Below are 12,652 nucleotides of genomic sequence, written 5' to 3'. Positions count from 1 at the left end.
TGTTTGAATTGAACTACCATTTTTTCCCTGAGCTTTTGTGGTAGCTGCCTGCGCGAAAACGCTCATCTCCTGCCGATTGAATGGCTTTCTTGTCGGCAGCCACAGCATCTTTTACCGCTTGGGCATTTTGTTGCGCCATCAATAAACCCCGGATCTGCATGAGTTGGTGATTTTGTTGACTGGCTAATTGTGAAGCAGCTTGAAGTGCCTGCTTTTGACCTTCGGCACTTTGCGCCTGGGATTGCAGGGTACGGAGTTTGGCGGAATCGGTTTTTAAGCTTTGCTGTTGTTTGTCGATGCCTCTGATCATGGCATCATTGGCGCGCTTTTCGGCAACGGAAGACGCGAGCCTTGCTTGTTTGATTTTTCTTAAGTCTTCAGCTGAACATTGGCCACTGTCATTAAAACAGGAGGTCTTCTGGTAATATTCCTGGCTTTGAAAGCGATCAAGATAGCCTTGCAAACTGCCAGCTTCTTGCTTGTAATAATCAATGGTATCCGTTGATTCAAGCAAGTTATTAATAACTGAGTTGGCGTTATCCCATTCAAAGGAAGTCAGTGACTTCGTATTTGCCAACATATTCTGGTATTGATTAACCTGGTTTTTGTACTGATCAACTTGCGTCTTATACTCACTTAGTTGAGTTGTAATCATTTTCGCATTTTGAATCCAGTTTGCAACGTCGAACACAGGTGCACCACTTGCAAAAGCATGAAGCGACCAGAGATAAACAAGCATGATTCTCAATTTCATAACATTTCTCCTATATTAATAAGCAAATTGGCGATAAGGCCGGTTAAAGGTTAAGTCTTTCACCACGATAATATTGAACCGGTAGCCAGGCCGAATATTGATAGTCGGAGAGACATTCAAATTCTTGGACACCAGCTGCGAGGTTACCTCACCCAATTGCTGGCCTAAGGCCTGACTTAAAACACTGCCCGCGGTTGGTTGGGCAAAGCCGTATTGGTTGGGTTGATTAATATTTTGACTGTAGGTAATGCCAGCGACAATGCCAGACATCAAAAGTGCAGAGCCATATATTCTTGCATAATGATGATCAACCTGATCGCGATAGCCTGCATATCCCGCACTATCTGAACCAGGCATAGAGCCGATATCCAGTGCTTTACCATCAGGGAAAACCAGTCTTTGCCAAGCAACCAGCACTGAGTTTTGACCAAAGCTCACATCGCTGGAATAAACCCCTATCAGTTTTGTGCCTTGGGGAATCAAAAGATGTTTGCCTGTTGGCGTGTCATAAACATTCTGCGAGACTTGACCGATGATTTGCCCCGGTAATTCCGAGGTAATACCGCTTACCATCACGCCGGGGATAACAGAGCCTGCCCGCAACTCAAATCGACTATTGGGATTTTCAAGCCTTGAGTTTAAATGCCAGCGCATCTCGTTTTCCTCTCCACCAATATTCAAGGCCACGGGTCTTGCATTTTGCTTTTGCTGCAAGGCTTGCAGTTGTGCTTTAAAGTGAGAGGCTACGTCTATATCCATGGTTACATCCTGGTTGGCTGGCAATGCTCTTGGCTGCTCTTTATTGTTCAACCGGGTGTTATCAACCATGATGGCGGTCTTGGCCTTGACCGCTTCCTCAAAATCCTGCGTTTTTTCTTGGCGGATGCGCTCTATTTCGGTATCTGAAACAGTTTGATCTTCCAAATCCTTGGGCTTTGGGAGGGGTTCCGGTAAGTCAATTGATGGCTTAGCGGTTTGAATTTCTTCAAAAGCTGGCAAGACCCCGGCCTTGCGATTTCCCACTATCTCATTGGCAAGGCTTAAGGTATTTTTTTTGGCACTCGCAATTTTTAATGGTTCTACGATCTGATTCTGTGCATTACCGCGCTTATATGCCACCAAGGCAATCAGCAGGACAAAGACAGTCAGAACACTAATAGCAATGACCAGGGGTAGATTATTAACTCGTTTCACACCGGCTGTGTTGAGCTTTTGGGGTGAAGAATCAGGTGTCAGCAAATCATTATTTGGTTTCATCAATATTACTCCTTGTGCGACCAGGCGCTAACTGGGGCAAGCTGGTTCTTGTTGCTGTCGTAAAGCCTGCTCAAGGCTTGGCTGTTGATATACAGGCTGACCCGATACAATTGCCCCAGATCTATCTCATCGACCACATAGAAAAAATTGGCCTTTTGCTTTTTCTGGACGTTTTCAATCACGCCATAGCCTTTTTTTCGCATCTCTTGAATGAGACTTCGCCCAAAATCATCAGTTACTTTTTGATTAAGGCAAAAGATATTCTGCGCCGGGGGATAAATACGGATTAATTGCTGCACGGCATCCTGAGCCAGATAAGCATTACGGCCTTCCGCTGGAGCAGTGAAATTGCCATAACGCATGGTTGTACAGCTTGATAACAGAATCATCAGTAGTATCAGACTTAATTTTTTCATCTCTAACACCTCGTAATGGTAATTTTTTCTTGGGATGAGCCGCTGCCAATAACCAGAATTGCCTTGTCAAAGACATTGTCTACAATGTAGCGACAGCCTTGCAGTCTATAATTGACCATCACTGATTCCGGCTTTTTGAAAAGCCCGCCGCCTCGTAAGACCAAGAGCGCTGGGGCTTCGTTTTGCGACATATTGGCCGGCATTTCAATAATGGTTTTAACGCCATTGTTATAGACCCGAACCGGTTTAAATCGTGCGTTGCCTTCAATCCTGTAATTGAAATTCAGATTGCCGAGGTACTCATTGGTTTCAGCAAAAGTATTTTCTTTTTGCCGTACAGCCTGCATACGTTTCAGCATCCGCCATTTGGCTTTGGCCTCATCGGGATAGGTGAATGAAACATAAGGCATAAAGTCATAGCGATCCGACTTTAAACGGAAATGGTAGGTTCTTCTGTCGGTAGTGACCACCAGCGAAGTATCAAGGCCGGCATCTTTAGGTTTAATCAGCAAATGGATTTGTTGATCCATGCCTGAGCCAGTAATCGAGGGTTCAACGATAAAGCGCGGGTCGCCCACATTCATATCGTTAAATTCTTCCCCTGGCTGCAAGGCAATATCACAAACCTGCAAGGGTGCGCAGACCACTCTGATTTGACCAGAACCATAAACAAAACTGACTGAGCCATCAGACGATTGAAAAGGCTTGCTGGTCTTGTCCCCCTGTTGAAAACGCTCAGCGATATTTAAAGCCAACTTATCATGGGCAGATAATTCAGGCAGATTTTTGGAAAAATACAGGTTGGCGAGTTCGTTATTGTCTTGAGCAAAACCTGCCAGCGGCAGCAATAAGCCCAATGAAAGGATTAATTTTTTCATAGCTATTCCCCATGTTTTAAGTCATAAGACCAGTTAAAATCGCGGATATAAATCAGGTGCGGGTTTTTCAAAATGGACTCACTGGCAATGTCATTGATCTCACTTTCCTGATACATGGTGACAATAGCCTTCATCAAGGCAGGCTTTTGTTTAATGGTTCCATCGCGATTTCTAGCCGTCTCAATCCAATCAACCTGCCAGGTGTCCTCAGTCTCTTTCAGAACAGATCTGATTTCGATACTGACCAGCTCATGGGCTGCTCTTTCAAAGGGATTGGATTGTTGCTTGTCGCTGTAGAATTCCTGAACCTTGGTGAGTGCCGCATCGTTTTGGTTTAAATAGGCATAGACCTGAAAAACAGCCTTTTTCTGCAACTCGCTATCGGCACTAACCATGCGCAGGTTCTCAATGAAATGCGCAGCCGTGGTGCGATAATCATCAATACTTGCCTGTCCAACTCGGTCAGCACGAGTCACTGAAAGGGTGTTACCGCTGTAATCCTGCTGAAATACCAGGGGAACAAACTTTGACTGGCTTCCAATCGCAATCAATCCGCCAACGGCAGCCAAGGCTACCAGTAAACTGCTTAAGCCTATCAGCTGCCAGATTTGCAGTGATTTCATCAAGCCTGCGGTGTGTGTATTCCAGGCTCTTTTGGCATTGAGATAAGGGTTATTCGTGAGTTTTAGTTTTTTGGATGCGGGCGTTAGCCATTGTCTGATTTTATTCATGCTGCTTCTCCATATTGGTTCAACGTGAGGCCTTTTTCCAAGAGCCAGTAATTCACCCATTGTTCGCCAAATTGTTGTTCCAGCTGTTTCATCCGCGCGATAGAGTCAGGATCGGTTGACCCGACAAAGGCTAACGCCCGCGGTCCTAATGCCAACTGATAAAGCCGCTGGCCTTTTTCACTGACGTAGTAGTAATCGCGTTTGGGTTGGGCGGTGGCTATGATGTCGATTTGTCGCGGGTTTAAGCCCATGCGCTCATAAATCAACCGTGTCTCTGGATCACGAGCAAAAAGATTAGGTAAAAAGATTTTTGTGGCGGTGGATTCAACGATAATGTCGAGAATGCCAGAGCCTGCTGCGTGTGATAAATGCTGTGTTGCCATAAAGACCACACAGTTTTTCTTGGCCATGGAATCAAGCCACTCGGCAATTTTATTTTTAAACACCGGATGCGCCAGCATCAACCAGGCCTCATCCAACAGGATAAGGGTTGGTCTGCCATCCAACGAGGTTTCAATCCGTCTAAACAAATATAGTAAAACTGGTAAGGCGAATTTCTCACCCAAACCCATGAGATGCTCAATTTCAAATGTCATAAAGGAGGACAAACCAAGACCATCGCTTTCGGCATCTAATAAATGTCCCATCAGACCATCAATAGTGTATTGTTTTAGGGTTTCACGAATAGGTTCGTCCTGAATAGTCATGACAAATTCAGACAAAGTTTTAGAGCCACTTTGATGCATGCTCATGATGGCATGGCCAATCTCATTACGCTGGGCAGGCGTTGTGTTTAAGCCATTTAAGGCCAGAATGGTATCAATCCATTCCATAGCCCATGCCCTGTCTGCTTTAGCCGATAAAAACTGCAGGGGTGCGAAGGTAAGCGTTGATGCTTTATCGGCAATAGTGTAATGCTCGCCACCGGTTGCCTTGCAGGTGGGGTACATCGACATGCCTTTATCAAAAGAATAAATACGCGCCTCTTTATATCGCCGCCAGGACAAGGCAATTAACCCGAGATGGGTTGATTTACCCGAACGGGTTGGACCAAACATGATGCCATGGCCCAAATCCCTAACATGGAGGTTCAGCCTGAAAGGTGTATTTCCGCTGGTGACACAATGGAGCAAGGGCGGTGACAATGCAGGGAACAAGGGGCAAGGCGCCTTATTCTCACCTGTCCAGATGCTGGACGTCGGTAACAAATCCGCCAGATTCATGGTGTTAATCAAAGGCCTTCTGATATTTTCAACTCCATGACCTGGCAAGCTGCCCATGAAGGCATCGAGGGTATTAATGGTTTCAGTTCTTGCGGTAAAGCCTAAGGCATTGATGTTCTTTTCAATCATCAATGCTGCTTTTTCAACTAAAACTCTGTCTTCATCCATCAATATAACAACCGAGGTGTAATAACCTTGGCCGACCATGCCTGAATTGGTTTCTGCAATGGCTGATTGCGCGTCTTTGACCATATCCAGTGCATCCTCATCAATTACCCCAGAGTTGGTATTAAAAACCTGATCAAAAAAGCCTCTCACTTTTTGTTTCCATTTTTTACGATACTTAGTGAAATGCGCGACGGCCTCATGCGCATCCATAAAGATAAAGCGAGAACTCCAACGGTATTCAACCGGCAATTGGGTCAGTGCCGTTAAAATCCCGGGAAAAGACTCCATGGGAAAGCCTTCAATCGCCACGCATTGAATGAACTTTCTGCCAATTTTAGGGGTAATCCCTGTGACCAGCTCCTGGCCGCCAATCAAGGCATCAAGATAAATCGGGTTTTTAGGCAGGTTAACCGGATGATTAAGGCCTGTGATGCAAAATTGTAAGTGTCTTAAGAAATTATCATGGACAGGCGAATTAGACTCCTTTTCAGCAACCAGTCTTTCAAGATGAAGCCCAGAACTCATCCGCGACTCAAAGTTCCGGCAAGATTGATTAAATTCCTCGATCAACTGATCGGTTTTGGCTTTATCACTCAAATGAACGCCATCGTCATCAAACATCAACTCTACAAAACGCTTTTGCGCCAATACAGGGGGAAACCAGGTCAAGGTAATCACGAAATACCCTTCATAAAGGGTTCCCAGTTGTTCAAATAGTGCCCGTCTTTCCTCATCAACAGCTAAAGAAATGGCATCAGGAAAATGCGAATGATTTATATCGCTGTAACCAGGCGCGGCCCGTCGCACCGCATCAACATGGATCATCCACCCATTACCCATGGCCGATAAGGCCTGATTGATACGAAATGAAAGCATTTCTCGCGCCTCATCGGTGGTATTGGCAATGTCTTCACCACTATAAAGCCAGGCGGTCATGAATGAGCCGTTTTTACCAACAATCACCCCATCATCAATCACGGCAGCATAGTTGAGCAAATCGCTCAAACCAGCTTGGTGCGACCTGTGTTTTTTTAAAAGTCGTTCACGTGTTTTCAAGCGGATTTCCCAGAACAACAGGCTTAAAAGAACAAGCCCTGTGCTGCTGATTAAAAAACTGATTAATTCAATCATTGATAACCTCTTCGATTAGTCCTAAACGGGGTTGAGCGCGCTGGATAATAGGCCTGATAGCGTCTTTGTCTCAGATAAATTGCTCGCATTGATGGATCTGATTTGGCCATGAGACGAAGACCTTTTAAGGCTGAAAACCACATCAATACCCCAACAAAGGCCGCTAGCCAGTCTTGAGCTGCAAATATCAGAATGGCGGACAGCAAACCTGAAAACATCACGAGCTCTCGGTCACCGCCCATGAAAAGACTCGGGCGGTTTCCACATTGGCGGATTGGGATAGTGCGCAAACTCATGACTGGATATCCTGCGCAATTGTTATCGTAGAGGGCTTGGAAATTTCAGCGCCTTTTCCGGTAATAGCCGTCATGGTATTTTGAGCAGCAACTAAAAAAGCTAGCACTAGAACAAAAAAGATTAAGGAGCGCATAAAGCCATTTAACTCACCACCAAAAATCAGCGTTGCCCCTGCAGCAACCAGACCGATAATGGCCGCACTAAAGGCAAAGGGTCCTGTGACAGATTTTTGAATTTTGGTGAGCCACGAGTCAAAGGGAAGGCCGCCACCAGCCGTTGCTGCTAAGGCTGGATGGGTGATTAACAGCAAAAACAAAATCGTTAATCCCATCAAGACAAAGTTCTTTTGATTCAATCGGGTTACTTGGTGCATTCATTTTCTCCTTAAACAAGTTTTTCAATGTTGTAATGACCATTCTCATAGCCATGAACCGAGATGATTTCTTCTACCCTACGACCCTGCGGTGTTCTGGCGATATGCACAACACAATGCACAGCCTCGCCAATCAGCGGCTCAATCTCAGCGGGTGCTGCAGGGTTTCTGGTAATCAATGATTTCAAACGATAAAGACCGGCCAGACAGTTATTGGCATGGAGAGTTGCAGTACCGCCTTCATGCCCGGTATTCCAGGCATCCAGCAAATCCAAAGCCTCAGAACCACGAACTTCGCCAACAATAATTCTGTCGGGGCGCATCCTGAGCGTGGTTTTCAACAGCTGGGTCATGTTTACATCAATGGTCGTGTGATATTGGACACAGTTTTTAGCGGCACACTGGATTTCGCCGGTATCCTCAATGATAAAAATGCGTTCTTGAGGCGCATGAATCACCATTTCATTGATGATGGCGTTAACCAAGGTGGTCTTTCCTGATCCAGTGCCACCAATAACCAAGATATTGCGATGTGCTGCAACCGCCTGTTCAATGGCCTCACACTGCGCTTCGGTCATAATCGCCGACTCTACATAGTGATTGAGGGTAAAAACCGACAGCGCTTTTTTGCGAATTGCAAAGGTCGGTCGTGAAACAACTGGCGGAAGCTGCCCAGCAAAACGCGACCCATCCAGAGGCAGTTCACCTTCCAACAAGGGCTTAAAGCGGGTAACTTCCTTACCATGAAACCCCGCAACTGTTTTGATAATGCTCTCCGCCCGTGCCTCGTTGATACTTCCGATACAACGCATCCTTTCACCCAGGCGCTCTTGCCAAAGTCTGCCATCTGCATTGAGCATGATTTCTACCGTTTTAGGATCACTAAGCGCGCCTATAATCAAACCACCTAAATCACGCTTTAGCTTTTCGCAGGCTCTATCTTTAACCGTTATACTTTGTTCTTCTTGATCTATCATTTTGGTTAATTCCTGATTGATGATTTTGTTATTTATGATATTCACTAAGTTTTACGCTGCTCTTGAATTTGCTGATTAAACGGTCAACAATGCTTTCCTTATTTGGAGCATTGTCATGAAACCATTTATCTTTTTGGCGTTCTCGATAGATACGTCGCTGAATTTCATCACGATGGACGGGAATGGATTTAGGTGCGTCAAAAGCTAGCCGTACTTCTCCATCCCGATATCCTACGATCGTGCAGTAAACATCATCATGGATAACGACAGACTCCCCGACTCTTCTTGTTAATACCAACATGTGTTTTCTCCTGTAGTTTTTAAAATAAAAATGCTTTGCACTGTTTGATGGCAGCGAACGCGACCTCTTTATTTGCAGGGGCAAATTCTTTGGGTGCGACATAAACGTTATTTCGCTTTTTTATGTCACGACAAATGCCAATTAACTGAGGCAAACTTGGTGGCATTTCACAATGGTCCCGACATTCAATGATGGCGTGATTCAAAGTGTCATCACTGAATCGACTTAACCCCTCCAGCCATTCATTTTTGGCAAACTCCAAAAATCCGTCGCTCTTAAACTGACTGCGCCACAGGTGCCCATAAAAGACAGCAAAGCGTGTAAACAGATTCTCAATACACTTTTTATTGCTGTCGGTAGCATTGCAGGTTGATGATGTTGTTTGGCTTGTATTCATCTTCACTGGCGCTTGCTGTGTCTTCTGTTTCTGAGTTCCAGAATGGATCATGGGTTGTGTTTTTAGTACTTGGGCGATGCTTTGCATTCCTTTTCTCCTCAGTTACTTCAATTGTGACTTCATCTTCCCAGCATTTTTGTGCCAACCAGTTTGCTGGATATTTCCAAGCTGGCACCCACTCACCGCGTGACTCTTTTGCACTGCGGGCTTTAATTTGGCCTTCAATCGCTTGCAGCATAGTTCTTAGGAGCTGATCATCCGGATTGATTTTCTTAAAAGTTTCAAACGCACATTCACGCGATTTTTTCTCAGGGTAAAGCAACCAAAATTGCTCGAACATTTGCTGCAAGAAAATATATAAATAATTATCTTCTATATGAGGTGTGTCGGCTTTTAGGGGTTGAGGTATGTCTGGATTTGTGTCGATAACCTCTACTACGCTTGATTTTATTGATCGTCTTTGTGCTGGGTTTGTGTCGGCTTGCTGTGTCGGGTTTGTGTCGGCTTTATTTTGGACAGAATAATTCGAATTAGCCAACAAGCATTTTAAAATGAGGTGTTTATCATCGGATTGTATATACACTAGTCCTGCACGTTCTAAGGCTTTGATCACCCGTCTTAATTGTTGGCGGCTAGGACTACCTGATTGAATCCCTTGATGCGGTTCAACGTATAAGGTTTCCGCCAATGATTGGTAACTAATGCCTCTTTTGATTCCAACAAGCGAAGTAGTGGCATCCATATAAGGTCTTATGCCTAGCAAGTAAGTAACCTGCTGAAGATAGGGTAACCCCATTAATGCACTAAGTTCTTGTGAAGTTATTTTTAAATAACTATGCATAAAAATATCCAAATTTCTCGTTTTTATATTGTTTTTATGATAAATTGAACTCAATAAACATATTTATTGTCACTCAATGTGCTAATTAATGCTTATGATATAGCACGATTTGTGGTTAATCAAGAGTGATTTCAATTTTTTTAGGGGGGGGGGATAGTGTCCACGATTAAAAGAAAAAATTGGCCAACGAATTTATGAGGCACGTAAAGCAAAGGGATTGAGCCAACAAGGGTTGGCAAATTTGACTACCGATCTCAAGCAATCGAGAATTAATAATTGGGAAAATGGGCTACGCACCCCTGGGCCTGAGGAAATTAAACAGTTGGCTAATGCGTTAGAAGTACCCGCGGCTTTTTTAATGTGCTTATCGGATGAAAAACAAGAGAACCAAACAAAAAAACTCAGTAGGTTGATTCCCTTATTCAACCATCATCAGGCATGTGATGCCAAACATTGTCTCAATGAACTACGTGAACAAGGTAGTTCAGATAATGCTGTACTAATTTCTGTTAGCGCAGCGTTATTACCAACATTAGAAGGAGATGCTTTTGCTTTAAAGATGATTGATGACAGTATGATGCCTGAGTTCAGACTGAATGATACACTGGTGATCGATTCTTCTGCGCAGCCAAAACCGGGAAATTATGTAGTAGTTAGGATGGATGGTAAATCTGAAGTGATCATTTGCCAGTACAAAAAATTATCTTATACTTCACCAGAATTTGAATTATTAACGTTAAATGATAATTGGCCAAACATTAAAGTAGGTGATGATATTAAACTCGATATCATTGGAGTCGTGGTGCAATTTATTAGGAATGTCGCCTGACAAAATTAACAATTTTATTTTGAATACCTTCATATGGATAAAAACATTACAAACAATCAGATAGTGCAATTCTCTGAAATAATCGGGTTAATTCATAATGCTCGTGAAAAAGCTTATAAAGCAGTTAATACCTTGCTGGTTGATTTATATTGGCAAGTTGGACAATACATTAGCCTGAAAATAAAAAATGCAGAATGGGGTGATGCAATTATCCCTCAATTGGCTAGCCATATTGCTGAAACTCTACCAGGATTGCGGGGTTTTACTAAAGTAAATCTATTTAGGATGCGTCAGTTTTATGAAACATATTGCCACGATGAAATTATCTCACCACTGGTGAGACAATTACCATGGACTCATAATTTAATTATATTGAGTCAAAGCAAGAGTAGAGAAGAACGACTTTTTTATGTTAATCAAGCCATTCGCGAACAGTGGAGCAAGCGAGAACTAGAGCGACAATTAAAAGCCGCTCTTTTTGAACGAGCAATATTACACCCTCAAAAAAGCTCTAAGATACTTACTGAATTAAGGCCAGAAGCAATTAGCATATTTAAAGATGCCTATATGGTAGAGTTTTTGGATTTACCAGATGGACATGATGAAATAGATTTACAACGAGGGTTATTGCATAAACTAAAAGATTTTTTAATTGAATTAGGAAAAGATTTTTGCTTTGTTGGCTCAGAATATCCTATCCAAGTTGGTAATCGAGATTTTGCTATAGATTTATTATTTTTTCATCGGGGATTGAACTGTTTGGTTGCATTTGAATTAAAAGTAGGCCGTTTTGAACCAGAATATTTAGGCAAGCTTTCTTTTTATCTTGAAGCATTAGATCAAAATGTAAAAAAACAACATGAAAATCCAGCTATTGGAATATTACTGTGTGCAAATAAAGATGATGAAGTTGTTGAATTTGCTCTAAATAGAACCTTATCACCAGCAGTAATCGCAGAATATAAAACTCAACTACCTGATAAGAAATTATTACGAGAAAAACTACATGAGTTTTTCCTACAAAACGAACAGCCATGATTAAAAAAATAAGTTTGCTAATTATTCTAATTTTTGTTGTGTTAATTGCCACGTACCATAATGTTATTATCAGGACATATAAAGACTATCAATCCTTAAAATTATCTAAAAGCAGAGCCGAAATATATAGATTAAAAGGAAACACTGACTTTAAAGACATTACAGAGCAACTGTCTTTAGATGAGAGTATCCCTGCTGAATTAAAAGCCCCTTTAATCAGTGGTGATCGTAAGATTGTGATTTTCAAGTATCTTAGTGATGGACATGAAGTAGCTGGATATTTTAGCTACTTAACAAATCAAAAACAAAGCCCAACTTTAATATTTCTACGCGGAGGCAATAAATTTTTTGGTCTTATGCGACCCAATAATCGTTTCTCTTTTCTTAAGGGCTATAACGTTGTAGGTACCTTATATCGCGGAAATATTTATAAAGGTAAAGATGAATTTGGTGGAGAAGATGTCCATGATGTTGAAAACCTTCTTAAGTTTATCCCTCGTCTTGAAGATTTTTCGAATGTAAAACTGCAGGCACCTTATACAATGATGGGGGTAAGTCGCGGTGCTTTGGAAATGTTTCTTTCTTTACAACAAAGCAAATACGTTCAGCAACTTGTAAATAAAGCCATCTCTGTCTCAGGTAACGTAGACCTACAGGTAACGATGCAACAACGACCTGATATGAAATATCTTTTTAAACAGTTTTTCGAAAACAGTGCTCATACAACCTTTGAAAATTGGATTAAGAATCGCAATCCCGTCAATAATCTCACAAATATACCAAAAACACTTAAGGTACTAATCGTTTATGGCACAGCAGATGATAGAGTTTCTTTACAAGAGCAGTTGAATTTAAAACAAGCCTTGGAAAAAGAAAACATATATTCTAGGTTTGTTACTATTAATGGTGCAGATCATGGTTTCGAGAATCATTTTAATGAGTTTGAAAAAACTGCGCTGCAATTCATGAATGACATTAATTCCCAACTGGAAACATAATCCAAGCGATGATTTTTATCACCCTAAGCTTAGTGAAAACAGT

At 42.5% G+C, this 12,652-nt stretch carries 15 protein-coding genes; 3 read left to right on the top strand and 12 right to left on the bottom strand.

Annotated elements, in window-relative coordinates; genetic code table 11:
• Positions 1-13: 13 nt before the first annotated feature.
• Genes trbJ through LDG_RS09240 form a run of 12 tightly spaced genes read right to left on the bottom strand, consistent with a single transcriptional unit; the run spans position 14 to position 9,744 of the window.
• Positions 14-754, bottom strand: coding sequence for a P-type conjugative transfer protein TrbJ (gene trbJ, locus LDG_RS09295; protein ID WP_006871048.1), 741 nt, complete (start codon positions 752-754; stop codon positions 14-16).
• 15 nt (positions 755-769) lie between these two features.
• Complete coding sequence (locus LDG_RS09290) at positions 770-2,011, bottom strand: TrbI/VirB10 family protein (RefSeq protein WP_006871047.1); 1,242 nt, start codon at positions 2,009-2,011, stop codon at positions 770-772.
• A gap of 5 nt (positions 2,012-2,016) precedes the next feature.
• Entirely contained in the window at positions 2,017-2,427 is a 411-nt protein-coding gene (locus LDG_RS09285) for a conjugal transfer protein TrbH (protein WP_040535123.1), read from the bottom strand.
• A gap of 2 nt (positions 2,428-2,429) precedes the next feature.
• Entirely contained in the window at positions 2,430-3,305 is an 876-nt protein-coding gene (trbG, locus tag LDG_RS09280; protein WP_006871045.1) for a P-type conjugative transfer protein TrbG, read from the bottom strand.
• 2 nt (positions 3,306-3,307) lie between these two features.
• Positions 3,308-4,036, bottom strand: coding sequence for a conjugal transfer protein TrbF (locus LDG_RS09275; protein WP_006871044.1), 729 nt, complete (start codon positions 4,034-4,036; stop codon positions 3,308-3,310).
• On the bottom strand, positions 4,033-6,558 hold the full coding sequence (locus LDG_RS09270) for a VirB4 family type IV secretion/conjugal transfer ATPase (RefSeq protein ID WP_006871043.1): 2,526 nt from the start codon (positions 6,556-6,558) through the stop codon (positions 4,033-4,035). Before LDG_RS09270 ends, LDG_RS09275 begins: the two co-directional genes overlap by 4 nt.
• Complete coding sequence (locus LDG_RS09265) at positions 6,555-6,854, bottom strand: conjugal transfer protein TrbD (protein ID WP_040535119.1); 300 nt, start codon at positions 6,852-6,854, stop codon at positions 6,555-6,557. Before LDG_RS09265 ends, LDG_RS09270 begins: the two co-directional genes overlap by 4 nt.
• Positions 6,851-7,228 carry a TrbC/VirB2 family protein gene (locus LDG_RS09260; protein WP_006871041.1) on the bottom strand — a complete coding sequence of 126 codons (378 nt, stop codon included), beginning with the start codon at positions 7,226-7,228 and terminating at the stop codon, positions 6,851-6,853. The genes LDG_RS09265 and LDG_RS09260 overlap by 4 nt, the downstream gene beginning before the upstream one ends.
• Positions 7,229-7,239: 11 nt before the next feature.
• Positions 7,240-8,205 carry a P-type conjugative transfer ATPase TrbB gene (gene trbB, locus LDG_RS09255; RefSeq protein ID WP_006871040.1) on the bottom strand — a complete coding sequence of 322 codons (966 nt, stop codon included), beginning with the start codon at positions 8,203-8,205 and terminating at the stop codon, positions 7,240-7,242.
• 28 nt (positions 8,206-8,233) lie between these two features.
• Positions 8,234-8,506, bottom strand: a complete 273-nt coding sequence (gene csrA / locus LDG_RS09250) for a carbon storage regulator CsrA (RefSeq protein ID WP_006871039.1) — start codon at positions 8,504-8,506, stop codon at positions 8,234-8,236.
• A gap of 19 nt (positions 8,507-8,525) precedes the next feature.
• Complete coding sequence (locus LDG_RS20255) at positions 8,526-8,834, bottom strand: hypothetical protein (RefSeq protein WP_040535194.1); 309 nt, start codon at positions 8,832-8,834, stop codon at positions 8,526-8,528.
• A 16-nt stretch (positions 8,835-8,850) separates the two neighbouring features.
• Positions 8,851-9,744: a hypothetical protein gene (locus LDG_RS09240; protein WP_006871037.1), complete on the bottom strand. Its 894-nt coding sequence runs from the start codon at positions 9,742-9,744 to the stop codon at positions 8,851-8,853.
• Positions 9,745-9,922: 178 nt separating this feature from the next.
• Between LDG_RS09240 and LDG_RS09235 the strand changes: the two genes are divergently transcribed.
• Genes LDG_RS09235 through LDG_RS09225 form a run of 3 tightly spaced genes read left to right on the top strand, consistent with a single transcriptional unit; the run spans position 9,923 to position 12,609 of the window.
• Positions 9,923-10,573: a helix-turn-helix domain-containing protein gene (locus LDG_RS09235; RefSeq protein ID WP_040535116.1), complete on the top strand. Its 651-nt coding sequence runs from the start codon at positions 9,923-9,925 to the stop codon at positions 10,571-10,573.
• A gap of 33 nt (positions 10,574-10,606) precedes the next feature.
• The gene (locus tag LDG_RS09230; protein WP_006871035.1) at positions 10,607-11,611 is read left to right on the top strand and encodes a PDDEXK nuclease domain-containing protein; all 1,005 of its coding nucleotides are present in this window, start codon (positions 10,607-10,609) and stop codon (positions 11,609-11,611) included.
• Positions 11,608-12,609, top strand: coding sequence for an alpha/beta hydrolase family protein (locus LDG_RS09225; protein WP_006871034.1), 1,002 nt, complete (start codon positions 11,608-11,610; stop codon positions 12,607-12,609). The genes LDG_RS09230 and LDG_RS09225 overlap by 4 nt, the downstream gene beginning before the upstream one ends.
• Positions 12,610-12,652: the final 43 nt, after the last annotated feature.

Origin of the sequence: Legionella drancourtii LLAP12 (genome assembly GCF_000162755.2) — a bacterium.
Lineage (GTDB): Bacteria > Pseudomonadota > Gammaproteobacteria > Legionellales > Legionellaceae > Legionella > Legionella drancourtii.
This window is presented reverse-complemented; position numbering and strand designations above follow the sequence as displayed.

Bases quoted from the DNA above. Each gene is read 5' to 3' on its own strand.
- LDG_RS09225 (WP_006871034.1), top strand. From the start codon at position 11,608: ATGATTAAAAAAATAAGTTTGCTAATTATTCTAATTTTTGTTGTGTTA.
- LDG_RS09285 (WP_040535123.1), bottom strand. From the start codon at position 2,427: ATGAAAAAATTAAGTCTGATACTACTGATGATTCTGTTATCAAGCTGT.
- LDG_RS09270 (WP_006871043.1), bottom strand. From the start codon at position 6,558: ATGATTGAATTAATCAGTTTTTTAATCAGCAGCACAGGGCTTGTTCTT.
- trbG (WP_006871045.1), bottom strand. From the start codon at position 3,305: ATGAAAAAATTAATCCTTTCATTGGGCTTATTGCTGCCGCTGGCAGGT.
- trbB (WP_006871040.1), bottom strand. From the start codon at position 8,205: ATGATAGATCAAGAAGAACAAAGTATAACGGTTAAAGATAGAGCCTGC.
- LDG_RS09240 (WP_006871037.1), bottom strand. From the start codon at position 9,744: ATGCATAGTTATTTAAAAATAACTTCACAAGAACTTAGTGCATTAATG.
- LDG_RS09265 (WP_040535119.1), bottom strand. From the start codon at position 6,854: ATGAGTTTGCGCACTATCCCAATCCGCCAATGTGGAAACCGCCCGAGT.
- LDG_RS09230 (WP_006871035.1), top strand. From the start codon at position 10,607: ATGGATAAAAACATTACAAACAATCAGATAGTGCAATTCTCTGAAATA.
- csrA (WP_006871039.1), bottom strand. From the start codon at position 8,506: ATGTTGGTATTAACAAGAAGAGTCGGGGAGTCTGTCGTTATCCATGAT.
- LDG_RS09275 (WP_006871044.1), bottom strand. From the start codon at position 4,036: ATGAATAAAATCAGACAATGGCTAACGCCCGCATCCAAAAAACTAAAA.
- LDG_RS09290 (WP_006871047.1), bottom strand. From the start codon at position 2,011: ATGAAACCAAATAATGATTTGCTGACACCTGATTCTTCACCCCAAAAG.
- trbJ (WP_006871048.1), bottom strand. From the start codon at position 754: ATGAAATTGAGAATCATGCTTGTTTATCTCTGGTCGCTTCATGCTTTT.
- LDG_RS09260 (WP_006871041.1), bottom strand. From the start codon at position 7,228: ATGCACCAAGTAACCCGATTGAATCAAAAGAACTTTGTCTTGATGGGA.